Raw genomic sequence first — 22,553 nt, 5'->3', positions numbered from 1 at the left:
CTGACTGCTGGATTGCGCTACGACGGCCGAGAGTCCTGCGGCTGCGGAAGGGAGCCCAAGTTCCGCCCGCGCACCCGAGCTCAACTGCGGGCGCGTCGCATCGAGGCTGCACGAACTGGTACTCCATTGGTCGAGCTTCTGGGACGTTCAGACCCACAAACGCCGGCATGACGTGCCCCAGTGAGCCCGCCAGACCGCAAGATCATTCACGGAACTCCGGACAGAGCCTTGAAACTCTCCACCCCTCGTTATGGGTGCGGACGGGTTTGTTCGCTCAGCTTCCCCACCACTTGCACGCTGGCTTGCGGAAGGGCGCCGCGAGGGAAGGGTTTCCGACGGGGCGAGCCTTTGCGCTTGCTGCTGTCCGGATGGCGAGGTGGCACGGGATTAATCGCGATGAGGCGGCGGCGGTCCGACCGTTGGTCCTGGCTTGGGTGAGCCGGCACCTGGAGGTCGGCGAGCGGGTCGTGAGAGCCGAGGCGTTGCACGGCGGCGTCACTGCCGCAATGCGGAGGCTGACCATCGGTACGCGGGACGGCAGCACTCGTGACCTGGTGCTACGAACGTTCGTCGACCGTTCTTTGTGGAGGGCGCCGAGGACTTGCTGTACAGGCAGGCCGGCGCCCTGACTCAGCTCCCGGGGACCAACGTGCCGGTTCCCGGACGTCTTCGAGTCGCGGCCCGCCAGCCCCATCGCCCGGAACCAACTGGCCAGCGGCTCGACCGGACGCATCGTGTCATCGAGGAGGATCGGGGTGCCCCGGGGCAGCGGGCGCCGCTCGAAGAGCTCGCTCAGCTCTGCATAGCTCCGACCCGCGACAGCGCCCACCTTCCAGACCCGGCGCTGGTCCGCGAAAAGTAACTGCATAAGACCCCCGAGAGCGGCCCCATCGTCCGACATTCCGTTCAACGGACGAACGGCCGAAGAAGAAGCTCCCGCAGCAAGGTTCGGGACGCAGACGCCGGGTCAGTCGAGCTGTCGGTCTGTGGCAACCCGGCGTGATCGGGGTCACCACCGGGCGCGCAGCACGCCGTCACTGTCGGGCAGGGCGACGCAAAGAAGCGGGTGGCGTTCGTCGAGGTACATGGGCAGGACGCAGGCCGCCCGGGCGCCGGCCACCAGAGTGGCGAGGTCTTGGTACTCGGTGTCGTCGACGACCGCCTGTCTGATCGTCCCGTCCTGTGCCTCCCAGACGAACTCCGCGGATCCCTCCTCTGGCAGCGTGGCGAGGACCGCGCCGACATCGGGGTTCAGGTCAGGCCAGACGGTGAGTAGGGCGCGCGGGCTGAGACCGGTACGCAATGCGTCGAGGTTCTCCCGCGTGAGGCGGTGGAAGCGTGCGGCGTTGCGGACGTAGCCCTCCTCCAGGAGCACTGCCTTCCGTGAGGCCAGCACGGTGCGCACGCGCGCCCAGAACCTCTCGTCGGCCACCTCCATCACGTCCGGCTCCTCCAGCTTCGCTGCGTAGGGGGAGGTCGCCATCGGTTCCGGAAAGAGACCGAGTTCCCGTGTACGGGCCACGGCGTCCGCGCATTGCCGGTCGCTGCCCACATACACGTATTGGTCCCACCCGACATGCACGGTGAACACGTCCCCCGCCTCCAGACGACACCAGGCACCTTGGTCACGGAGCATGGCCCGGACCAGCTCCAGAGCGACCGGAAGGGAGACCTCGGCCCCGTCGTGGTAGCCGGCGAGGTCGGGCGGAAAGAGCCCGCCGAGGCCGTATCCCCCATCCGACAGCTCCACGCCGAAGTGGACGAAACCGGTGACTGCGGGCTCGCGGATCTCCAGCCGATCGATGCCCGAGGCCTCCGCGAAGGCGGCGATCGCCGCGAGGTACGCGGCTTCGACCGGCCCATGGTCACTGACCACCTCTTCCGCACCGGTGTAGTGGCCGTGTTCGTCACGGTCGGCGGGGTCGTACTTGGTGATTCGGTGGATGAAGGACGGCGGCACGCTGCTCCCTGCGCGATCAGAAGGGGAAATTGCCTTTCCAGTGCTGGGTATCAGCTGCTGAGGTCGAACACGCCCCAGGTGGTGAACGGCTCGGCCTGGACGTAGAGCCTGCTTCCTCGACCTACCACCCGCCGACGGCCGGGGGCAGAGCCATCGGGCAGGGTGAGTAGGCCGACGTCCGTTGACTCGACGGATGTTTCGATGATCTCTCCGTGGGCGAGTCGGTCCCGCTCCTCGCCGTAGCCGCCGTAGAAGGCGACCCGCTCACCGAGGACGGCCACCGCATGGGAGCCCCGTACGCGGTTCGCCCACACCCTCACGGGCCGATCGGTGCGGTCCGGGCGTATCTCGACGAGCGGGAAGTCCGTGTAGGGGCACGCCCAGGCGGTGGTGCCCGACACGTTCAGGGCGTAGCAGTCGAAGAGACCGGGGATGCCGGCGTCGTCTGACGTCCAAGCGAGTCGGCCCGTGGCGCTCCAGCAGCGGATTCCCACCGGGTTCTCGTCGAAGTGCCCGACCCAGATACGGCCTGCCTCGTCCACGAGCAGGTGCTCGATGGCGTCCCCGACGGAGAAGGACGAGGTCTCGCGGCCGAGCGCGTCGAAGACCTGGACCTGGTTCGTGTCCTCGTAGCGGCGGACGCGAGACGCGGCGACGACAAACCCGCCGTCAGGCAGGCGGTCCAGGTGCGGCCAGCGGGCCTGCACGGCGCTCAGCTCGGTGAGTTCGACGTTGCCGTCCGGATCGACGGAAACGACCAGCGCGTCAAAGGGCAGGACATCGCCGCCGGGCTGCGGAGCGCGTTCGGCAAGTAGCCAGTGGGCGGCGCCGAAAACGTCGACAGTACTGGTCAGGACGTGGTGGTCGTGGTGCGCTTGGGGTAGGTGGGCGTAGGGAACGAGGACGGTCTTCTGCACGGGCGGGCTCTCCTGAGTGGGCGGTCGGTCACGGCCATCGGGCGCTGGGGTGAGCGGCGGTCGGCGGCGCGCGAGCGGTGGAGAGCGGAGCGGGGCGCCTAGACGGCATGGCCCTTTCTGGTCGTCATGAGGTGATCGTGGTCGACATCCGACCTAGGGACAAGCCAATTTTCCAGACCCTGCGCTGCAAGGAGATCCAGAGGCGCTGGGGACCGGCTAGTGCTGTGACCGGAAAGGTTCGCCGGGTCAGGCGTAGACGAGCAATCTGAATGGGCTGGGGAGTCTGTGTGCCGGGGGTGGGAAGATCGCGGCGTGACTATCACCCTGCATGACTTCGATGGTGAGCACTCGCTGACGCTCGATGCCGGCGACCTGGCCGCTGACGCGGCAGTGGTTGCCGCCGGACATGAGCCGAACGGGTACTTCTGGGAAGGTCTTGTGCAGTTCGCCTGGCCGGATCTTGCTGAGCACCTCGACTTCGACAGCGAGGGTGGCATGTTCTGTGCGCTCGGGAGCTTGAGTGACCTCACGCAGCTCAAGACTGTTCTGGAGCCCGTGATCTCGAGCCCCAGCGCGGTTGGCGAGCTTGTTGCCCGTGCGGAGACGGCAGGCTTCGAGTTCGACGACTGATGCTGTGCCCAGCAGATCTGCCGGTTCAGGCCGCAGGCTGGAGAGATCTGCCGCCCCAGCGGATGTGTTTCTCGCTGCGGACGCGTGCACGTTCGCGTCGTTGGGCGGCGAGGACGTCCGGGTGGCGGGCGTTCTCGTTGCGCCAGCGCAGGTAGGCATGCAGGGCGCGGGTCTGGACGGTGTGGTTGGGATGGTTCGAGTTGGCGAGGGTGAACTGCCGCAGGGGCCCGAAATGGGCCTCGATCGGATTGGCCCAGGACGCATAAGTCGGGGTGAAGCAGAGCTCGACTTTGTTCCGGTCAGCCCAGCGGCGGATCCGCCGGTTCGGGTGCGCAGACAGGTTGTCGAGGATCCCGTAGATCGGGGCGCCGTCCGGGCGGGCCGCGCGGATCGACCGCAGTGCCGCCCAGGTGTGGTCGATGCCCTTGCGGCAGCGGACAACTCCCCAGAGTCGGTCGTCGCCGACCGAGTAGCAGCCGTGGAAGTAGGCGATGTCGTGGGTGCGGCGGTAAGTCGCTGGCAGCCGGTTCGGATTCGACCGGGGTGCCCAGCACGATCCTGCGATCGGGCGGATACCGAGCGGGCCGAACTCGTCCAGGGCGCAGGCCCGGTCCGGCCGCTCAGTGAGCGCGAACTCGATACGGTCGAGCTTGGCGTCGAAGTCCGGGTCCGGGGACTCCTTCCAGGTCTTGGTGCGTTGGAAGGAGATCCCGCGGCGGAGCAGTAGGCACCGCAGGGCCTCCCGGCTGATCCTCACCGGGCGGGCGATGTCACGCCGCACGTGCTCGGCGAGCTTGGGGATTGACCAGCGGGCGAAAGGCTTACCCAGCACGGTGGGCCGGGTGGTGGCCGCCTCGATGACGAAGTCCTCGTCCTCATTGCTCAGCAGGCGGGGACGGCCTCCCGCCCAGCGAGGGTCCAGACAGGCCAGCCCCACCTCGTTGAACCGGTGGATCACGTCCCGGATGGTGTCCTCGTCGGCCTGGACCAGCTGTGCGATCACCGAGACCACGCTGCCTCCCGACGAGGCCAACAGCATCATCGCCCGCCGGAACCGTCCCGCCGGACTCGTTCGTCGAGGATGTCGCCATCCCGCACCGCTACAACCGCCTGCTGCTCTACGCCGCCCACACGATCCACAGCGCCAGCGACTACTGCGGCACCACGCTGGAGGACAAGCGGATGACGGCCGTCTTCTTCTGGATGGCCCAGCGCTGAGGCGTACCCGGAGGTCCCACCTGCCTCGCGACGCCCCCACGAGATGCCGGAGGCCGACGGTCGCGCGGCGATGCGGGCATGGCTCGGGAGACGAGGGCCGCCAGAGGGGCAGCGTCGAACGAGGAGGACGGGGTGGCGGTGGTGCTGGAGAGGCTCTACGGCTGACCTGCGCGGGGCGTGACGTACGGGTCGCGGCAAGGAAGGCTCCCCCCGCACGTGACTCTGCCACAGTCAACTCATGGGGGAATACGTAGAGTTCACGTTCGGTGACGATCAGGCCGTGCTGCTCGAAGTGATGCCGAGCCCGCTGCGCAAACCCGGCGAGGAAGAGCCGGGCATGGAGCTGCTCGAGTCGTACGGGCGGGGCGGTGACGTCGTCAGGCGGGCGGCCCGCGGTGCGCTGCTCGGCGCGCTGAGTCCGCTCGTTCCGGTCCTGGAGTCCGTGCGGCAGACCACCGACCGGCTCGCGGACCCGCCCCACGAGGTCACGGTGGAGGTCGGCGTACGGATCACGGACGACCTGAAGCTCGGCATCGTGGGCGTGCGCGGTGAGGCGGGGCTCATCGTCCGTGCCACCTGGCGAGCCCCGCGCGACGAGCAGAGCCCCGACGACTGACCGCCATGGACGCGGAACAGGCGGGCCGGGTGGATCAGGCGGACCCGGCGGATCAGAAGGACAAGAAGGACCAGGCGGATCAGGCGGACCCGGGAGGCGCCGGGGACCGCGCGGCCGTCGCGTCCTGGGTCACCGTGTACGGGCCGGCCGGAAAGGCGGGTGGCGGGCTCCTCGTCGCGGAGGGTTCCGTGCTGACCTGCGCCCACGTCATCAGCAAGGCCCTGGGCCGCGCCGACTATGACGTAGACGAACCGGACGAGACCCAACTCGCCCGAATACAGGTGGAGTTCCTGGCCGCGCCCCTCTCCAAGTACCGCGTGCGCGTCCGGCGCTGGGAGGGGCGTCGGGACCTGGGGACGGGGCAGGCGTGGGGCGGGGATCTGGTCCTGCTCGCGCTCGACGGTCAGGGGCCGGGGCCGTCCGTCCCGGCGGCCCGTTTCCAGGAGGTCGAGCGCAAGAGCGAACTGCGTACGCGCTACGGAAGCGGCAAGGCCCGCTCCGGGGTGACCCTCGTGGTCGACGACGTGATCGACGGCATCTGGTACCAGATGGTCCCGCTGCAGCCGGGTCTCGACGTGGGTGCCGGTTACAGCGGTGGCGGTCTGTGGATCCGTTCCAGCGGAGTGTTCGCGGGGCTCGTCGTCAGCGGCCCCGCCGGTAAGCCCCTGTCGTACGCGATCCGGGCCCGGGAACTGCGGGCGTTCCTCCGCCGCGCGGGCGTGGACGTGTCGTACGGCTGGGAGCCCGGCCCCGTCGACCCGGCCCTCGGCCCCGCCCGCGAGGAACTCGTGGCGGCGCTGCGGGCCTTGCGCGGCGGGGTGCGGGACGAGGTCTGGCGCCGTTACGTGTCCGATCTCGCCGTCGATCTGGAGGTGCCCCGGCAAGGGGGATACGGCCAACAGGGCGATGACATAGGCGTGTTGGCCGATCTCGTGGTGTCCCGGGAGCGCGGTCTGCCGAGCCTGGAGAGCCTGCTGCCGGAGAAGGCGCCCGAGCCGGTGCGGTCCGCGCTGGAGGAGGCGGCGAAGGAGCTGCGGCGGGCGGGGCGGCAACGGATCCTGACCGGTGTCGAGTACGAGCGGCTCAGGAAGCTGCTCGGCGACGGCCTCTCCGAACTCCAGTGGGCCGCGGACGAGGAGCTGCCCGCGATGAACGTGGAGGCGGTGCGCAAGGGCGGACTCGCGCTGCTCGTAGGGGAGTTGGAGAACAGGCCCGCCAAGAACGTGCCGCGGCTGCTCGTCGCCGTCGAGGGCGTCGCCGCCCGGCGGGGCAAGCGCGGCAAGGCCCTGCGGAAGTGGTCGGACGACGTCGCCCGGCGGCTCGGCGTCAAGCCCGGCGCCCTGCCGGCGGTGCGGGAGCGGGTGCGCGACGAGGTGAGCCGCGAGCAGGCGGTGCCCGAGGTGCGGGTGGCGCTCGCCCCGGCGTCGGGCGCCGACCGGTACACGTACCGGATCAGGGCGTACGCGCCGTCCCACAGGCTCATCCGGGACAGGGAATCGCGCGTCGCGGTGTCCCGGGACGCGGTGTGCGCGGAGCTCGGTGAGGCGGTGGGCGCCCTGCGCCGGTTCGGGCCGCCGAGGGTTGAATTCACCCTGGAATACGACTACTTGGATCTGCCCGTCGAGACCTGGCCGATCCCGGCGCCGGGCCTTGGCGCCCGGGCTCTGGGGCGTGACCGGCCCGTCGTGCTGCGCGGCGCGGACCCCTCGGACGAGGGGCGGCGGAAGGTGCGCTGGCAGCGGCGCGGCACGACGGACGGCGGGCCCGTCGTGCTGCGGGACGAGGACCACGCGGAGGCGTATCTGGACAAGTACAAGGGTGTGGCCTGCGCGATCCTCGCCTGCGAGGCGCGGCAGCGCGCCCGCACGCTCGCGATGTGCCGCTTCTACGGGCTGCCCGTCGTGCTGTGGCACCGCCTGGAACACGGGGAGCCGACCGTCGCGGCGCTGTGCGGGATCGTGCGCGGGGACTGGTCGCGCACCCTCCCCGACGACGTCCGCAGACAGCGTTTCGCCGCCCGGGAGGACAGCGCCCACATCGGCGCCCAGCTCGTCCTGATGTGGGAGGAGCCGCGGGCGGAGGCGCTGGAACAGCGCGAGGAGTACGCGGGGGAGGGCTGGGCCGGCGACTTCCCCGGGGCCTGAGACGGCCCGGGCCCCGCAGCCGGGCACGGACGAGCACGACGAAGAGGAGGTACGACGGTGAATCCCCCAGGCGACGCACGGCCCGCCCCGGAAGAACGCCTGTTCCGCGGCAGCAGCGACCCGAGCGACCCCCGCCCGCCCTACCCGGACTCCACCCCGCTGCCCGAGGCCCCGCCCTGGCGCATCCCCGGCGGGAGTGCGCACCGCCCGTACCTCATCGGCGCCGACCAGGTCGACGTCGTCAACGCGGCGCTGCGCCTGCGCCGTCCGCTGCTGGTGACGGGCCGCCCCGGCAGCGGCAAGTCCTCGCTGGCCCGGGCGATCGCCGACGACCTCGGCCTCGGCCCGGTGCTCACCTGGCCGGTCAACACGCGCTCCACGCTCGGCGAGGCGCTGTACCGGTACGACGCGATCGGGCGGCTGCGCGAGCAGCAGATGGGGGACTACCAGGAGCAGGCCCGCGACGTCGGCCACTACATCCGGCTCGGCCCGCTGGGCACGGCGCTCGCCACCCAGCACCACGGGCTGCCCCGGCTGCTGCTGATCGACGAGCTGGACAAGAGCGACATCGATCTGCCCAACGACCTGCTGGTGGTCCTGGAGGAGGGCCGGTTCGAGATCCCGGAGCTGTCCCGGCTCCCCGACGAGCAGCAGCAGGACGGTGTCGCGGTCGGTGTCGCCGGGTCGCACGAACTGCATCTCGTGCGCGACGGCGTGGTGCGCTGCGTCGAGTTCCCGTTCGTCCTGATCACCAGCAACGGCGAGCGCGAGTTCCCGCCCGCGTTCCTGCGCCGCTGCGTCCGCCTGGAGCTGCCCTACCCGGACGAGAAGCAGCTCACGGAGATCGTACGGGCCCACTTCGCGACGGAGCGGGAACCGGACGGGGCACGGCAGTGGGAGCAGATCACCGAGCTGATCCGGGAGTTCGTCGCACGGCGCACCCTGCGCGAACTGGCCACCGACCAACTCCTGCACGCCGTCCACCTGTTGCGCCAGGACGTGCGGCCCGACGACCACCTGCGGGAGGCGGTGCTCAGTGAACTCGGCGACTCCGCACGGCCCGGCTGACCCGGCCGACCTGGCGGCGGTGACGCATCTGAACAGGGTGCTGGCCGCCGTCGGCCTCGACTTCGGTCCGCGTGAACTGAGTGAACTGCTGTGGCTGGCACGCCAGTTGAGCGTGCGCGCACCGGACGCGGACGTCCCCGACGTCCCGGTGCCCCTTTTCGCACCCGCCCCCGACGTCCCGGTGCTGGCTTATGCACTCCCGCCCGCACCTGCCCTCGCCCCCGGCGCCGTCGCGCGCCCCGCCCCCGTCGAGGTGGCCGAGGGCGCCCCCGGCTCCGTCTACGGCATCACGACCCCTGTCCCCGGCCGCGGCGCCGCCCCCGTCCGGATCCCCTCGGCGCCCGGCCTGCAGCGGCCGTTGGACGTGGCGCGGGCGCTGCGTCCGCTCGGCCGCACCGCGGCGTCCAGCCGCCGTCTCGTCCTCGACGAGGTGGCCACCGCCGAGTCCATCGCCGACAACGGCGTCTTCGACCTGGTCCTGCGCCCCGAGCGCGCCCGCTGGCTCGACCTCGTCGTCGCCCTGGACGACGGCCTGTCGCTGCGCGTGTGGCAGGACACGAGCCGCCAACTGGCCGCGCTGCTCGCCGGGTTCGGCATCTTCCGCTCGGTGCGCGGCACGCCGTACGACCCCGGCAGCGCGCGCCGCACCACCCCGGTCGACGGGCTCGTCACCGCGCCGGCTCGCACCGTCGTCCTCGTCGTCTCGGACGGCGTCGGCGAGGGCTGGCGCTCGGGCGAGGCCCGCCGCCATCTCGCCCGCTGGGCCCGGCTGTGCCACACCGCCGTGCTCGACCCGCTGCCCGCCCGGCTGTGGCCGCGGACCGGCCTGAACGCCTCCCGGCTGACCGTGCGCAGCCGCGGCCTCGCCCCCGCGGCCCGCGCCATGTACGCCCGCGACACCCTGCTGCCGCGCCGGCTCGCGCCGCCGCTGGGCGTCCCCGTACCCGTGCTGGAGCTGGTCGACTGGGAGCTGCGGCCGTGGGCCGAACTGGTCGCCAGGGACGGCGGCACCGCGCGGCTGCGCGTGATCGACGCGGCCCGGCAGCCGGAGCCGCGCCCGAAGCGGCGCCGCGCCCTGCCCGCGACGCCCGAGCAGCGACTGCTCTCCTTCCGCGACGCCGTCTCCACCGACGCCTACACCCTCGCCGGGCACCTGGCCTCCATCGACCCGCTCACCCTGCCGGTGATGCGCGTCGTCCAGGCCGCCGTCGCCCCGGGCTCCAGCCCGGCCTGCCTCGCGGAGGTCCTGCTCGGCGGGCTGATGCGGGTCGAGCCCGCCCTCGACGGCAAGGGCGGCAGGATCGCGTACGACGCGTACGGCTTCGCACCCGAGATGCGCGAACTCCTCATGGCGACGGTGTCGGCCGCCGACAGCCGCCGCACCGTGGCCGAGGTCTCCCGCTACATCACGCCTCGCCTGGGGCAGCGCAAGGACTTCCCGGCGCTGGTGGCGACGCCGGAGGGGACGTTCCAACTGCCGCCGGGCAAAAGGCCGTTCGCGAAGAAGGAAGTACCCGAGGTGACGGACCCGGCTCTGGACAGGCTGGTCCTGGTGAGCGGGTCCGCCCTGCCGCCGCGGACCGGATACCTGGTGGGCAACCGCCTGGTGCTGACGGTGCTGCCCGCCGTGTTCCCCGCGCGGGTGGGGGTCAGGGTCGAGGACCCGTCCGGCCGCGCGGGTGTCGGGGACATCGTGTGGCAGCAGGCGATGTGGGGGCTGCGCTCGCCCCTCGTGGCACTGGTGCGCACGCGCGGAGACGTGCACGGCACGCCGGTGCGGCCGGTGGACTGGGGCGGGCTGCGGGCGAGCGGGGTGCGGAGCCCGGCGGACATCGCCTGGTGCGGGCGCACGGGCGGCAGGACGGCACGGGGCGGCCTGCGGCGTGATCTGAAAGGCGGCCCGCAGCGCCTGGTCGTCGTCGACCGGCAGGAGCTGCCGGGCGGTGTCGAGGACGCCGCCCCCGGTGTCCTGGTCTTCTCGGGCGGCGCGCTCGCCGGGGTCTCGCCGAACACGATCGCCCCGGGGAACCTGCCGCTGGTCGAGACGTCCGCGTTCAGCGACGACCCCGACTTCCGGGCCGTCCTGAGCAGCGTCCGCGAGGCCGCCCCCGCCCTGCACAACCTGCCCGCACTCGGCGACGACGACAGCACCGTCTCGGAGGCCGCCAAGGCCTGGCTCGACCTGTCGTACGAGGCAGGGGAGGAGGTCTGCACCCTGTACGGCCAGGGCCTCTCGGGCAAGTCGGCGACCGCGCTGTGGTACGCCCACGAGCACCTGGCGGAGTACGAACTCGTGTGGTGGCTGGACGCGGCGCGCGGCATCGAGCCGTCCGTGCGGCTCGCCCGCCAACTGGTCACCCACGCCCACTGGTTGCTGGTCCTCGACGGGGCGCAGAGCGGCGCGGAGGCACTCCGGCTCTCGGCCGCGTACCCCCGCGGCCGGATCCTGATGACGGCCCGCCGCGGCAAGGGGCTGCCGACCAACACCTACCAGAGCGTGCGGGGCGAGTCGGTGGCGCAGCGTGCCGAGCCGACGGGGCCGGGGCCGTCCCGGTTCCTGGGACTGCTCGCCTGGCTGGGACCCCGCGTCGATCGCCGCCTCTTCGAGCCGCTGCGCCACCGCACCCCGTCCGCGTACCACATCGATTCGGCGGCGCAGGCGCTGCACGCCGCGGGGCTCGCCCGGCTGGACCCGCCCGGCGAGTGGAGCGCCGTCCGCACCGCTCAGGCCGCGCGCGTCGCCATGCGGGCCTTGTATCCCTGGGCGGCCGCCGCCGAGCTGCTCGCCGCCCACGGGGAGGGGGACGACGCGCTGATCGCCCCGTACGTCCTGGCCCTGTCCTGCGAAGTGCCGCCACGGGAGGACACCCCGGCCCTGGCCGAGCTGTACCACCGGGCCGCCCTGCACCTGGTGGGGGAGGGCGACCCCGAGGGAGTGCTGCTCGCCGAGCGCGCCCGGCAGGCGACGCCCGGCCGGGACCTGGCCAAGCGCTGGCTGATCGTCGAGTCGGCGCTGCGGCGCATCCCGACCGCCCTCGCCCTCGCGCCCGGCCAGGTCGAGGAGTTGGAGCAGGGCGGGGACCTTCCGGGTCTGCTGCGCAGGCTCACGCGCGCGGACGAGGCCACCGGCGAGGCCCGCGTCGACTACTTCCAGGACGCCCTGGACGCGACGGTCCACACCCTGGGCAGGGCCCACCCGCTCGTCGCGGCGATCCGTGCCGAACTCACCCGGCTGTCCGAGGAATCCGCTCCTCCCACGACCGGTGGAACACCATCTCTCCGCCGTCCCGGCACACCACCTCGCTCGACGTGATGAACTCCGTCCGCGTGCAGGCGATCTCGGACCGCGTGTCCACCGTCGCGTCCCACGCCAGCTCCGGCCGGTGCAGCCGGATCGACCAGTCCGAGCGCGTCCGGGCCGACAGTGGATCGCTCTCGTTGATCACGTACGTCTCCAGGGCGTCCTCGGTGCACTCCAGGCCGTCCGGGTACACGCGCGTGCCGCCGTAGCGCGGGTCGACCTCCAGGCGCCACTCGAGCCCTTCGCGACGTCCCGTACGACGAGGCGCTCGGGCCGCTGTTCCTCCAGCGAGGCCGGGTACACGACGCCCAGCGGTTCGGACTGCTCCGGTTCGCCGAAGGTGGCCGACGCACCCAAGTCGCCCGCGTGCACCGGGAGTTCGAGTGAGCTGCCCACCGGGTCCAGGGTGAAGTCGGCCTCGGAGTCGGGCTGCGGCCAGATCCAGGGTCAGTACGCGGAGGAGACCGCGAGGCGGATGCGGTGTCCCGCGGGGAAGGTGTGGCCGATGCCGTTCAGCTCGAACGTGACGTCCTCGGTCGTGCCCGGCAGCCAGGGCACGGACGCCGCCCGGCCGTGGCGCACGCGCTGATCCGATGGCGCTCGGCGCGGCGCACCGCAACGCGGACGTGACGGAGAAACGGTGGACGGGCGTCCGATGTCGCCTTCGCCGTCAACGTCGGTGCGCAGGGCGAGGGTGAGGCATTGCTGGCCGAGGCGGACCTCGGCGACGCGGTCGCCGCCGGCCACATCCGAGCCGGGCTTCCACCGCCACAGCGGCAGGATCTCCGGCCCGAAGAGGCGGCGGACGAGCAGCAGGTCGCCCAGGCCCTCGTTGCCGTCCCTGCCGAGGTCGGCGTTCCGGGTCTCGCTCAAGCGCTCCAGATAGGGCTCCAGCCGGTACAGGCTGTCTGCGAACACGACATCGTCGAAGCCCTCCTCGCGCAGCGACTGGCGTGAGTGGAGCGCGGCCTTGTGCTGCGCGCGCACGGTGTCCTCGGGCACGGCCCGGTTCGCCGGGCGCGGGCCCTGCCGTTCTACGCACACGTCGACCGGGGTGGCCATCAGGACTGCGATGGCGGGCATGCCGTGCCGTTTCGCGACGGCGACCAGAGGTTTCCTGTGATGGCTGATCGCGTTCGTCGCGTCGATGACCGTATTGAGCTTCCGGGCCATCCGGCGCTCCAGGAGCAACTGCAGAACGTCGACGGCGGCGGCGGTCGCCTCCTGGCATCCAGGGTCATCGGCCACTGCGCCGCGCAGAGCATCAAGCGAGAGGACCTGGGAGGTGGGCCAGGTGCTGGCCAGCGTGGACTTCCCGGCCCCGGACGGGCCGATGAGGATCACCAGGGCGTCCTGTGTGAGTGCGAGGTCGAGCATCGGGGTCATGCGCGTTCTCCGTGGGGGGCGAGGGCGCGAGTGGCGTAGTGGATGTGCTGGCCGGCGCTGTTGCTGACTCCTGATCTTGAAAGGGGGAGGGGGCAGGGTGGCAGAGGCCACGCCCGTCGACTGGTGTCAGTGGGTGGTGGTACTTCTGGGCGCCATGAACGCTGATCACGCGAATCCCGAGGACCTTGCCGCGCTGCGAACCGCCCTGTGTTCTGGCGGGCACAGACCTGCACTGGGCTGGTCTGCCGTGCATGCCTTCGAGGCTGAGTGCCAGCTGCGGGTGGCGCAGCCCTTCGTGGGGCCGGTGGTGGTAGGCGACGAGCCATTCATCGAGGAGGTCTTGGAGTTGGGCGATGCTGTAGCAGGCTTCACCTTCGGCGTCCGGGCCGCGGCGGGTCACGTCGGAGCCGGTGTAGCCGGGCAGGTGCTGGCAGAACAGATCGTTGATCGTGCCGAAGGTCCGCTCGACGATGCCCTTGGCGGTGGGCGCGTGGGGCGGGGCGGGCTGCACGCTGATGCCGAGGGTTTCGCAGGCGGCGGTGAACGCCCGGGAGATGAAGACTTTCCCCCGGTCGACCACGATCGTCTCGGGGACGACGACCGGCCGGGCGGCCGCCCCCTCCAGCCGCTCATCGCGCTCGCGCAGACGTTGGTGGGGCAGCAGCGGCGAGCGGTCCATGCGCCAGATATCGGGCCAGGTGGGGCGGGCCGGGTGCGGGACGGCCATCTCCGCCAGCAGCAGCGCCGCATCCACGGCCTTGGTCGCCTGGGGACACAACACGGCAGCGAGGATCGCGCGCGAGGCAACATCGACCGCAATGGTGAGTTCAGGACGTGCCGGGGTGCCGTCGTCGAACAGAGCGAACACGTCCAGGCGCGTGGTGTCGATCTGGACCTGCTCACCCGGCCGCAGCGCCACCGTGGGGTAGTAGGCCCGCCCCTCATAGCTGGAGGGCGTCGCCCGTACGGGACTGGTGGGCATCTCGCCGGGGCGGGCGAGAGCGGTCACGAGCCGGTACAGCGTGGCCTGGGACGGCACCGGCACCGTGCCCGCACCATGCCGGGCGGCCAGGATCCGCTTGGCCACGGGGAACAGCGCGTTGACCGTGCCCTTGGAGCGGCCGCGCTGACGGCCGAGCGCTTCGCGTACGGCGGCAACAACCCGTTCGTCGGTCCGCCCGGTGCGGCTGTGGCTGCGAGTGGTGCGGTGGTCGACCAGCCCCCACAGCCCCTGCTTGCGGTAGGCCAGCCGCATCCGCTGCACCGTCGTCCTGGATACCCGCCCATAGCCGAGCGCGGTCAACTCCTCGGCCTTGGCCTGCTCCCGCTCGGCCAGCGTGAACCGCTCGGGGGCGTACTGCGACCGCACCGTCCCCGTGCTGCCCGACCCGTCGGGAAGACCGGATTCGACCTCTCGGATGTGCCGCAGCCAGGTCAGCGCCTTGTCCCGGGCCGCGGCCGGCGCGGTCTCGAACAGCCCCCACTGCGGCGCCGCTTGCGGAACCTGCTCCCCGACGACAGCGAAGCCGGGGTCGGCGAACAGATGCCCGGCAAGGGCGACCTCCCCCTCGCCCTCCGCCCCCAGAAGGCGGATCTCCTGCCCGGCCAGCGCGATGACCTGCCACTTCACCCCACGGAAGCGAACGTGCGCCCCGACCCGCACCACAGGCCGGCGCCCCTGGCGCTGCCCGCTCACTCGCCCGCCCCAACCCAACGCCCACGCCCAGTCACCGACTCTGCCAGGTGATCGGCAGCCGTCTCTGTACCGCCTGTGCCCTGCCTGTCGCCCGGGCCGACCAGGACCCGCTCATGCAGCGGCACATCCAGCGACACCGCCAACTCGGCACGCCACAGCGCATGAAAGACGACCGGTAGGACCTCGAACGGATCACCCACCGATTTCACGCCCTCGATCAGCGGCCGCGGGCACGCGAAGGCATCCCGCACCGCCTCGGCGAGACCCTCGCGGCCTCGGTTGCGGGAATGCCGGTAGCCGGCCAGCCACTTCAGGTTCGCCGCCAGCACCTCATCCAGCGGCTCCAGACGCCGATACGCCCAGCCGATGTCTGCACACGCCGCGGACACCGCCACAGCAGCCTTCCATGCCCGTTCACCGCCTGCCTCGGCATGGCTGGGACAGTCGGCCAGCAGCCCCCTGCCGTCGGCGTAGCGGGCAAAGAGCTGCGGCACCCACGAGCGCACCTGCCCACGCCCATTGCGCCACAGCAGCCGCACCGGACGCCCCGCCATGCCCACCACCCGCGGATCACGGTCCAGGACCATCAACTGCGTCCGCATCGCATTTGAACCCGACGCCACATGACGGCCGGTCGTCGCCGACCACCACAGCCCCGGACCCCACCGCCGCCCCGGAATCACCGGGAACGCGGACACCGGAGGCAAATCCTCGAAGGCCACCGCCATCGCGGAATCCGCCTACCGCTGCTGCACCACTACACCCGCGGGATCACAGAAGGCCGCCTCGAACCCCGCACCGCCCAGCCCATCCCACCCCTGTGCCCGGCCACCCGGGCTGCCAGCTCTAGTCACCCGCCCAGCCAAGCCGTCCCCACGCCCGCGCAACGTAGTTTCAGCAATACCGGTCACAAAGCGGTACCGCATCAACTAAGCGTTGATGAAACCCCGGCACTCAGCCTCCGTCGTCTTCCGCCAAGCTGTGTCAGAGGCCGCCCTCATCAGCTGCGTCCGGACTCTGGCGCCGTGCTTCTGACAACCACAGCCCCTCACCGCCGCGGGTCATGGACTCGTCGCGTCCCTCGGCTACTTCCTCCAGATATTCCAACCGGGCCTGTGCCAAGCTCAGCCAGCCGTTGGGCCCGCCCCGGACGATGTGAGCATCCGCATCGTCCTGCCCGTCGTCCTCCCAGCCGCACTCGGGGCAGATCTCGAAGTTTGCCTGTTCCTCCAGCGTTCGCTGGAAGCAGCACGGGCACGCAACGAGACCGTTCGCGGTGTCATCGACGGGTCTGGTCGGCGGTTGTTCAGAGGCCATGACTCCCATCGTTGTGCTCCCCGCAGTGATGCACAACGAATGACCACTCACTCTCCGGTGTCTTCCCCGTGGGCGCCTGCCACTTCCGCCACAGCCTCAACGGGCAGACCTGTCCACTGGGCGACGTCCTCAAGCGACACCCCGGCGTTCACCGCCGCCACAATGGTCTGGTGCAGCGCCCGGTCGAGCAGGCCGGCGCTGCGAGTGAGGTTCTGCAGCAGATACCGAGCAGTCTCAGCGGTAGACCCGGCATGCCTCCCGCGCAGCTGAGTCAGCTGCTCCCCGGCATCGCCGATGAGCTTCTCGATCCACATGCGCTGCTCCGCCGCCACCGTGGCGCGCCACCGGGTGCCCGACCCCGGCGCCTTCTTCTCCTTCACCACCACCCGCAACTGACCGGCCATAGTCGCGGGTTGATGCTCCTGGCGCACCCACCACGGATCATCCGCATACTCGACCGACTGACCCCCATAACGGCGCGCCCGTACAACCGCTCCCATCCAGGCGAACAGTGGGCTGCCGGGATCGGTCGCGGCCAGCAGGCCCAGCCACGGCCGGCCCACCCGCTCACCCAGCCCTCGGCAGAACGCCCCGTCGGCAGGCAGCGGCCGCGGCCGCTCAGCTCCGCTGTCGACCCACACCAGCTGCGCCATGACCGGATCCAGCAACGCGTCCGCGACAGCGACCACCTCGGGGAAGACGACCGCATCACGCCCGACGATCCGCCACTGCTCCAATGCCCCGCCCGCGTTGCCGCCCGCCACCTGGTGCAGCCGCCGCGGTCAGACCTTCTCCTGCTCCCAGTGCAGCGCTTGCTCCCACCACCGGGCCACCACCGCATACGCCAGCGCGAACACCCGCCCCGGCTCCGCCTCGGCGCGCACTGCCCGCCGCGCCACACCCACCCACCTACGCTGCGCCGCGATCACCTCCGGCACACCACGCAGATCCAGATGCTCCAACTCCTGGCCAGCGTCTGCGTCCTGCAGCCACCGCTCGTGCCGTACGCACACCCGCTCCCACCGCGCCGCATACCGCACCCATCGCACCGCCGTCCCCGATCGCCGGGCGGCACACAAGCGGCAGCCAAAGGCCACCGGCCCCGCCACCGTGCCCCCTGCACGCCACACCGCGACCGGACCGTCGCCGCCCCCGGTACGTAGTGCGGCGTCCTCGTGCTCCCAGGAGGGCACCGCCCGCCCCAGCACCCCCTCCTCCACACCGCACAGCCCTGCCAGCACCTGCCGCCCTGCCGCGTTCAGCAGCACCTCAGCATCAGCCCTCAAGGCCCCGCTCTCGTGCCGGGGGCGCGAGTTGCTCCACTGCCACCACGGCCGCAGCGCCTGCTCTTCCAGCCCGTACCGCTCCGCGAGACGACAGATCACGGACGACGCTGTTTCACCACGGAAGGGGACAGCACGAAAGACCCTCGGGCTCGAAGCGAACGTCGGGTCGGCAGGTGGAACGTTCACCACGGTCTCCGCTCTCTGGGGTACGCCGAATCCGGGCAATGCGTGGCCATTCCCCGCCGGGATCAGTGCCGCTGCTGCCCCTGAAGGAAGCGAAGCGGCGGCAACTCACCGTCGCCTCAAGGATGTTCAGCAGGTGCGGGCGTAAACGATCACCCGGGCTCCGGGCAGATCCTTGGTGTCGCACCGGATGAGCCCTGAATCAATGATCGCTTGACGCTTGGCCTGCTCGGTGGCGGAAACTTCCTCATCCTGTGCAACCCCGGGGGGATCGGTCAGCACGATCAGACGAGGCTGGCGAAGGATGCGTTGCCGAACTTCTGCGGGCCCGTATTCCACACCCCACCAGGAGGCTGAGTTCTCCACGCTCACCTTCGCCGCGACATCATCGAGCAGGCCGTAGACCTCCCGGGTGGCCAGCAGCCAGTCCCTTCGACGCGCGGGCAGATACACCACGGCATCGCGGTGCTCGGCAACAGACCCCACCGCGCGAGCGACAGCCAGGACGTCGTCCTGCCGGGATTCCGGACTGCGCAGATACAGGCTCTGCGGCAACAAGAAGGCCGTGGTGGCGACGGTGGTCACCACCACGGCCAGCGTCGCCCAGGCCGGACGTGAACGCACCGCCTTCGCGCAGGCGAAGGCCAGTTGAGGGACAAGGATGGCCAGTGCAGCCCAGACGATCAGAACGTAGCGATCGGTATACATGGGCTTGACCATGGACACCGTCAGCAGGACGGCCGGGGGCAGAACGAGCAGGGGCAGGGCGACCGTGTTCGCCGTCAAGGAGGTCCGCCCCTCTTTGACGGTTGCCGCCGCCGCAGCGCCCAGAGCTACCCAGATCAGGAAGGGGACCCACTCGCCTACGCCGGGACGGGGCAGCCAGTCCACCTGATACCGCTGCGCGAAGGCGTAGAGGGCCAGCGGGGCGACTGCGCCGGCGGCAACCGCTGATGCCACCGTGTGGGCGCGGCGAGCGGTCGGCGAGGTGAGGCGGACGGTGACGGCATGGGCCAACAAGGCCAGCAGAGCGAAGATATGCAGCCACCCCGCCAGAGTCATCAAGACCGCGTACGGCACCCACCAGCGGACAGCCCGATCGGACTGCAGCGCGCGCACGAGAACATAGGTAGCCCACACCAGGCAGCAGGTGACGGCCGCATAGGAGCGACCCTCCTGCGTGTAGCGCTGCACGACCGGGAAGACCGGATAGACGCATCCGGCAATCACCGCGGCGCCCGGGGTCGACAGCCGTGCGGTGACAGCGGCCACGCCCGCCGCCGCGAGAGCCGTCGCCACCACCGAGGGAACCCTCAATGGGTACAGGCCGTACTCGCCGTACTGGCCGAAGTCGGCGAACTGCCCGGTGCTGATGGTGTTCAACATGAGGTAGTAGAGGCCATGTACTGCGTCGATCGCGGACAAGTTGTCCATGAGTTCGCCGAACGTACGATGACTCGCCCGGACCGTGATCGCTTCGTCCCGCCACATACTGTCGCCCCGCGTGATCCCCCACAGGCCCAGCGCGAGGGCGAGCAGAGTTGGGGGCACGGTGGCGAGCAGGCGACGAAGGCCGGGGGCGGTGGCAAGACTGATCACCGGGGCAGCGTGACACCACCAGGCACAGACCGATGAGCAACGGCCGGTTCCAGACGGGCCATTGGCCGGAACCAACGCGACTCACCCAGACTCACCTGGCAGAGCGCCCCCAATGCCGTCCCGTCTCGCCCGCAGTCTGCCCTTCGAGCTGCCTGAGTGCGATTCTTTGGACATGACAACAAGACGACGAAGCCAGGCCGAACGAGATGAGGCCACGGTTGAAATCGGCTTCGCCCTGGTCAGTGCGTGCTTTCTCGGCGCCGTCGTATTCGCAGCCATTGTCTTTCTCTTCCAGATGCCTCCCGTCGCCGGAGCTGCTGTTGCCGGAGCCGTTGCGTTGATCCGGGTCGCCTATGTTCTCTGGCGTCATGAGGAGCGGGACCGCTGACGGCCTCTCCTGCTGCGATAGGCCAACAACCTGCCAGCCCTTGAGAGATGTCCTGCCACTGCTACATGGCGAACTGCCGGTTCAAAGATGGGTTCTTACTTCGCGCACAACCAGTCCTGTCCCCATCGCGACACCGCCTTCGCGCGGGACTACCACCGACGAAAGCGCCGCTAGTGACCATCAGCGCACCCCACCCCACCCCACCATGCCGGTGGCCCTTGATGCATCAACCGGCCGCGCCCGCTGGATGCGCGCGTCCGCGTGGGCGCCACCGGTCGCCGGCCTTGTCACCGGACTGTGGGGGATCACCGGCCCCTCCACCTGGACCGACGAGATCGTCACCATGGACGTGGCCCGGCGATCCTGGCCGCAACTGGTGGAAATGCTGGGGCACGTCGACGCGGTACACGGCCTGCACTACGTCTTGATGTACCTGGTCGGGCAGGTGGCCGGGGTCAGCGAATTCACGATGCGGCTGCCCTCGGCGCTGGCGATGGCCGTCGCGGCAGCCGGCCTCTCCTGGCTGGGGCGGCAACTCGGCGGTCCACGTCTCGGTCTGTACGCGGGGCTGATCCTCGCCGTCATGCCCACTGCTTCGCGGTACGCACAGGAGGCCCGCTCCTTCGCCTTCGTCATGGCGGTGGCAGTCCTTGCCACGGGCACCCTGGTGAAGGCCCTGTCGGGCAGTCGCCGGTGGGCGACGGGCTATGCCGTGCTGATCGCCCTGCTGGGCTGGTTCAACGTGATAGGGCTCCTCCTCGTAGCCGCCCACCTGGTCACGGTGGCCCTGCGACGTCCCGGCCGCCGCGTGGTGATACGCCTGCTGCTGGCCCAGACCGCGGGCATCGCCGCCGTCGTTCCACTGCTGGTCATCGGCTTCGCTCAGCGCTCCGCCGTGGGTGAGATACAGCCGATCACCGGCTCAACTCCGTACAACTTCCTCAGCTGGTTACTCTCCCCGGGCCAGGGCATCCTCCCCGACATCGTGCAGTACCTGTTACCCCCCACTGCCCTCATCGCCGTTGTCGCGGGTCGCGGAGCATGAGCAGTTGGTGATGCTGTGACGTGCGGTGCTCACTCTTGATGAGCCTCTGATGGTGGCGGGTAGGGCGGGAAGCCGGTGGCTTGGTTCTGCTGTTTTGCTGGCTGCAGTTGAAGTTGCTCAGGGCGAGCGCAAGCTGTGCTGATCAACTGGGCCGTCGGGAGGGCGGTCGACCGCTGGGGTGTCCTGGCGGTGTCTTGTTGTTGATTCCTTGTGCGCGAGTTGTCGTTGATGGCGGTTCGGTTCTGCTAGCCCAAGACGTGGGTCTTGTTCGGTGGCAAGCATCAGGCGGTGCAGCCGAGACGTCCGAGAGGAGATGCGGATCGCTGGTGACGGCAAGGTTCATGTCCTGAAGCTCAGTTTCACCTCAGGAATGGTCTGTTCACGTGAGTGGCGCTGTGCGCTGGGCCACCATGCGTTGCATGAAGCCGAAGATCAGGCGCCTTGCTCTCGTCGTCGGGGGCGTCGTCGCAGCCCTTGGGTACGTCCTTCTGCTGTGGCGGGGGCCGTGGTGGATTGACGGTGCTCACCTGCGGGAGAAGGGTCTGCAGCCGGCCGACGGTGTCGTCATCACCGGTTTCCGGACCATGTTGGTCGCTGTTGGGGCTGGGGCGATCGCAGGGCTCGGTCTCTACTACACCCATCGCAACCACCGGCATGCCGAGAAGCTGTACGAGCACGGCCAGGAGCAGTTTGCCCACGTGCGGGAGAAGGACCGTGAGCAGGCGGAACTGACGCGCGAGGGGCAGGTCACCGAGCGGTACGTCGAAGCGATCAAGCTGCTCGGGTCCAGCAATCTCCACGAACGGCTCGGCGGCATCTACAGCCTGGAACGCATCATGAACGACAGCGAGAGAGACCACGGGATGGTCGTTGAGGTCCTGTCGGCCTTCGTGCGTACCCCGCCGCCTGAGGGGAGCCGCTCGAGCGGTGGTACGGGTAAAGGTGCGGACGAGGGCTCGGCGGAAGCGCCGCGCGATCTCCTGGCTGCCGATGTCACTGCGGCCTTGACCGTTCTTGGACGCCAGCCGGTGCGGCAGGACGATCTTGTGGTCGACCTGCGGGGGTCCCGCCTGGCAGGTGCCACGATTCGCGGTGGGAGCCTGCAGGGTGTGAACCTGCAGGGGGTCGACCTCACGGGTGCCCGCATCGAGGAAGTAGGGCTGGCCGGCGCCCAATTGGGGTCGGCGACGCTGACCGGGGCCAGTATCTGGAAAGGCGACTTGGCCTATGCGATCGCTCCGGGGGCTGACTTGACCGGGGTGCATGTCGCGGATACGAAGTTCACGAACGTGGTCCTGTCGAACGCGCTCCTGGTGGGAGCGGACCTTTCGTACGTTGACCTCAGTCATGCATTTCTGCACGGCGCCGATCTGACAGGCGCCGTCCTCACCAAGGCGGTTCTGCGGTATGCGAGTTTGGAGCATGCCGTTTTGAAGGGGGCGAAGCTGGAGGGCGCGGATCTAGCGCATGCTGACCTGGTGGGTGCGAAGCTCCCAGATGCAGACCTCACCGGGGCCGTGCTGAGCAGGGCCAACCTGGCGCACGCGGACCTTACGGATGCCCGACTTGCTGCGGCCGATCTCAGTGACGTCCAGGGGCTGAGCATCCGCCAGTTGCTCAAGGCGCACATCAGCAGCGACACGAACCTGCCTGAGAAACTGGCCGATGACCCGCAGGTCCGGAGACGGATCGCCGAATGTGATGCCGCCGAGACGAAGAACGGTCCCGACGGAGGGGCCGATGGGTAGCGTCACGACGGCCATGTCAGGGGCTCGGGACGCTGTGCCCGGTATGTCTTG

18 protein-coding genes and 3 pseudogenes are annotated in these 22,553 nt (G+C 70.2%); 11 read left to right on the top strand and 10 right to left on the bottom strand.

Annotated elements, in window-relative coordinates; translation table 11 throughout:
• Positions 1-368: 368 nt before the first annotated feature.
• A pseudogene (locus OG430_RS00315) lies at positions 369-671 on the top strand (aminoglycoside phosphotransferase family protein); the annotation flags it as partial.
• A 338-nt stretch (positions 672-1,009) separates the two neighbouring features.
• On the opposite strand, the gene OG430_RS00310 reads toward OG430_RS00315, so the two are convergent.
• Together OG430_RS00310 and OG430_RS00305 are read right to left on the bottom strand one after the other, a co-directional pair.
• Complete coding sequence (locus OG430_RS00310; RefSeq protein WP_327350310.1) at positions 1,010-1,960, bottom strand: RNA-binding protein; 951 nt, start codon at positions 1,958-1,960, stop codon at positions 1,010-1,012.
• 50 nt (positions 1,961-2,010) lie between these two features.
• Complete coding sequence (locus OG430_RS00305; protein WP_327350309.1) at positions 2,011-2,877, bottom strand: hypothetical protein; 867 nt, start codon at positions 2,875-2,877, stop codon at positions 2,011-2,013.
• Positions 2,878-3,189: 312 nt separating this feature from the next.
• On the opposite strand from OG430_RS00305, the gene OG430_RS00300 reads away from it, so the two are divergent.
• Positions 3,190-3,507: an Imm51 family immunity protein gene (locus OG430_RS00300; protein WP_327350308.1), complete on the top strand. Its 318-nt coding sequence runs from the start codon at positions 3,190-3,192 to the stop codon at positions 3,505-3,507.
• A 25-nt stretch (positions 3,508-3,532) separates the two neighbouring features.
• Here OG430_RS00300 and OG430_RS00295 read toward each other — a convergent pair.
• Positions 3,533-4,567: pseudogene (locus OG430_RS00295) on the bottom strand (IS630 family transposase); the annotation flags it as partial.
• On the opposite strand from OG430_RS00295, the pseudogene OG430_RS00290 reads away from it, so the two are divergent.
• The 6 genes and pseudogenes from OG430_RS00290 to OG430_RS00265 all read left to right on the top strand — a co-directional run.
• Positions 4,564-4,725: pseudogene (locus OG430_RS00290) on the top strand (DUF6445 family protein); the annotation flags it as partial. The pseudogenes OG430_RS00295 and OG430_RS00290 overlap by 4 nt on opposite strands.
• Before the next feature lie 238 nt (positions 4,726-4,963).
• Positions 4,964-5,341, top strand: coding sequence for a CU044_2847 family protein (locus OG430_RS00285; RefSeq protein WP_327350307.1), 378 nt, complete (start codon positions 4,964-4,966; stop codon positions 5,339-5,341).
• Positions 5,342-5,346: 5 nt separating this feature from the next.
• The gene (locus OG430_RS00280) at positions 5,347-7,485 is read left to right on the top strand and encodes a VMAP-C domain-containing protein (protein WP_327350306.1); all 2,139 of its coding nucleotides are present in this window, start codon (positions 5,347-5,349) and stop codon (positions 7,483-7,485) included.
• A 57-nt stretch (positions 7,486-7,542) separates the two neighbouring features.
• The gene (locus OG430_RS00275; protein ID WP_442816420.1) at positions 7,543-8,553 is read left to right on the top strand and encodes an AAA family ATPase; all 1,011 of its coding nucleotides are present in this window, start codon (positions 7,543-7,545) and stop codon (positions 8,551-8,553) included.
• Positions 8,522-11,866, top strand: coding sequence for an SAV_2336 N-terminal domain-related protein (locus tag OG430_RS00270; RefSeq protein ID WP_327350305.1), 3,345 nt, complete (start codon positions 8,522-8,524; stop codon positions 11,864-11,866). Before OG430_RS00275 ends, OG430_RS00270 begins: the two co-directional genes overlap by 32 nt.
• Positions 11,866-12,063, top strand: a complete 198-nt coding sequence (locus OG430_RS00265) for a hypothetical protein (RefSeq protein ID WP_327350304.1) — start codon at positions 11,866-11,868, stop codon at positions 12,061-12,063. The genes OG430_RS00270 and OG430_RS00265 overlap by 1 nt, the downstream gene beginning before the upstream one ends.
• 238 nt (positions 12,064-12,301) lie before the next feature.
• Here OG430_RS00265 and OG430_RS00260 read toward each other — a convergent pair whose 3' ends face one another.
• The 7 genes from OG430_RS00260 to OG430_RS00230 all read right to left on the bottom strand — a co-directional run bounded on the left by OG430_RS00260 (position 12,302) and on the right by OG430_RS00230 (position 19,321).
• Entirely contained in the window at positions 12,302-13,231 is a 930-nt protein-coding gene (locus OG430_RS00260; RefSeq protein WP_327358926.1) for an AAA family ATPase, read from the bottom strand.
• The gene (locus tag OG430_RS00255; RefSeq protein WP_327350303.1) at positions 13,119-14,870 is read right to left on the bottom strand and encodes a transposase; all 1,752 of its coding nucleotides are present in this window, start codon (positions 14,868-14,870) and stop codon (positions 13,119-13,121) included. The genes OG430_RS00260 and OG430_RS00255 overlap by 113 nt, the downstream gene beginning before the upstream one ends.
• Before the next feature lie 62 nt (positions 14,871-14,932).
• On the bottom strand, positions 14,933-15,664 hold the full coding sequence (locus OG430_RS00250; RefSeq protein ID WP_327350302.1) for a TnsA-like heteromeric transposase endonuclease subunit: 732 nt from the start codon (positions 15,662-15,664) through the stop codon (positions 14,933-14,935).
• Between the two features lie 256 nt (positions 15,665-15,920).
• The gene (locus OG430_RS00245) at positions 15,921-16,253 is read right to left on the bottom strand and encodes a CPCC family cysteine-rich protein (RefSeq protein WP_327350301.1); all 333 of its coding nucleotides are present in this window, start codon (positions 16,251-16,253) and stop codon (positions 15,921-15,923) included.
• Between the two features lie 47 nt (positions 16,254-16,300).
• Positions 16,301-17,017 (bottom strand): hypothetical protein, encoded by a 717-nt coding sequence (locus OG430_RS00240; protein WP_327350300.1) that lies wholly within the window; start codon positions 17,015-17,017, stop codon positions 16,301-16,303.
• Between the two features lie 18 nt (positions 17,018-17,035).
• Positions 17,036-17,638: a hypothetical protein gene (locus OG430_RS00235; RefSeq protein ID WP_327350299.1), complete on the bottom strand. Its 603-nt coding sequence runs from the start codon at positions 17,636-17,638 to the stop codon at positions 17,036-17,038.
• A gap of 213 nt (positions 17,639-17,851) precedes the next feature.
• Positions 17,852-19,321 carry a glycosyltransferase family 39 protein gene (locus OG430_RS00230; RefSeq protein WP_327350298.1) on the bottom strand — a complete coding sequence of 490 codons (1,470 nt, stop codon included), beginning with the start codon at positions 19,319-19,321 and terminating at the stop codon, positions 17,852-17,854.
• Between the two features lie 172 nt (positions 19,322-19,493).
• Here OG430_RS00230 and OG430_RS00225 point away from each other — a divergent pair, with 172 nt between their 5' ends.
• The 3 genes from OG430_RS00225 (at position 19,494) to OG430_RS00215 (ending at position 22,502) form a co-directional block, all read left to right on the top strand.
• On the top strand, positions 19,494-19,709 hold the full coding sequence (locus tag OG430_RS00225; protein ID WP_327350297.1) for a DUF6332 family protein: 216 nt from the start codon (positions 19,494-19,496) through the stop codon (positions 19,707-19,709).
• Between the two features lie 205 nt (positions 19,710-19,914).
• On the top strand, positions 19,915-20,754 hold the full coding sequence (locus OG430_RS00220; RefSeq protein ID WP_327350296.1) for a glycosyltransferase family 39 protein: 840 nt from the start codon (positions 19,915-19,917) through the stop codon (positions 20,752-20,754).
• A gap of 419 nt (positions 20,755-21,173) precedes the next feature.
• On the top strand, positions 21,174-22,502 hold the full coding sequence (locus OG430_RS00215; protein ID WP_327350295.1) for a pentapeptide repeat-containing protein: 1,329 nt from the start codon (positions 21,174-21,176) through the stop codon (positions 22,500-22,502).
• Positions 22,503-22,553 lie beyond the last annotated feature (51 nt).

The organism is Streptomyces sp. NBC_01304 (assembly GCF_035975855.1).
In the GTDB taxonomy this organism is placed as follows: Bacteria; Actinomycetota; Actinomycetes; order Streptomycetales; family Streptomycetaceae; genus Streptomyces.
The sequence above is the reverse complement of the archived record's forward strand: the minus strand, read 5'-3'. Positions and strand labels throughout refer to the sequence as shown.

Coding starts and splice junctions, on each gene's coding strand:
- OG430_RS00265 (WP_327350304.1), top strand. CDS start 11,866: ATGAACTCCGTCCGCGTGCAGGCGATCTCGGACCGCGTGTCCACCGTC.
- OG430_RS00245 (WP_327350301.1), bottom strand. CDS start 16,253: ATGGCCTCTGAACAACCGCCGACCAGACCCGTCGATGACACCGCGAAC.
- OG430_RS00225 (WP_327350297.1), top strand. CDS start 19,494: ATGACAACAAGACGACGAAGCCAGGCCGAACGAGATGAGGCCACGGTT.
- OG430_RS00215 (WP_327350295.1), top strand. CDS start 21,174: ATGAAGCCGAAGATCAGGCGCCTTGCTCTCGTCGTCGGGGGCGTCGTC.
- OG430_RS00250 (WP_327350302.1), bottom strand. CDS start 15,664: ATGGCGGTGGCCTTCGAGGATTTGCCTCCGGTGTCCGCGTTCCCGGTG.
- OG430_RS00280 (WP_327350306.1), top strand. CDS start 5,347: ATGGACGCGGAACAGGCGGGCCGGGTGGATCAGGCGGACCCGGCGGAT.
- OG430_RS00285 (WP_327350307.1), top strand. CDS start 4,964: ATGGGGGAATACGTAGAGTTCACGTTCGGTGACGATCAGGCCGTGCTG.
- OG430_RS00260 (WP_327358926.1), bottom strand. CDS start 13,231: ATGCTCGACCTCGCACTCACACAGGACGCCCTGGTGATCCTCATCGGC.
- OG430_RS00220 (WP_327350296.1), top strand. CDS start 19,915: ATGCCGGTGGCCCTTGATGCATCAACCGGCCGCGCCCGCTGGATGCGC.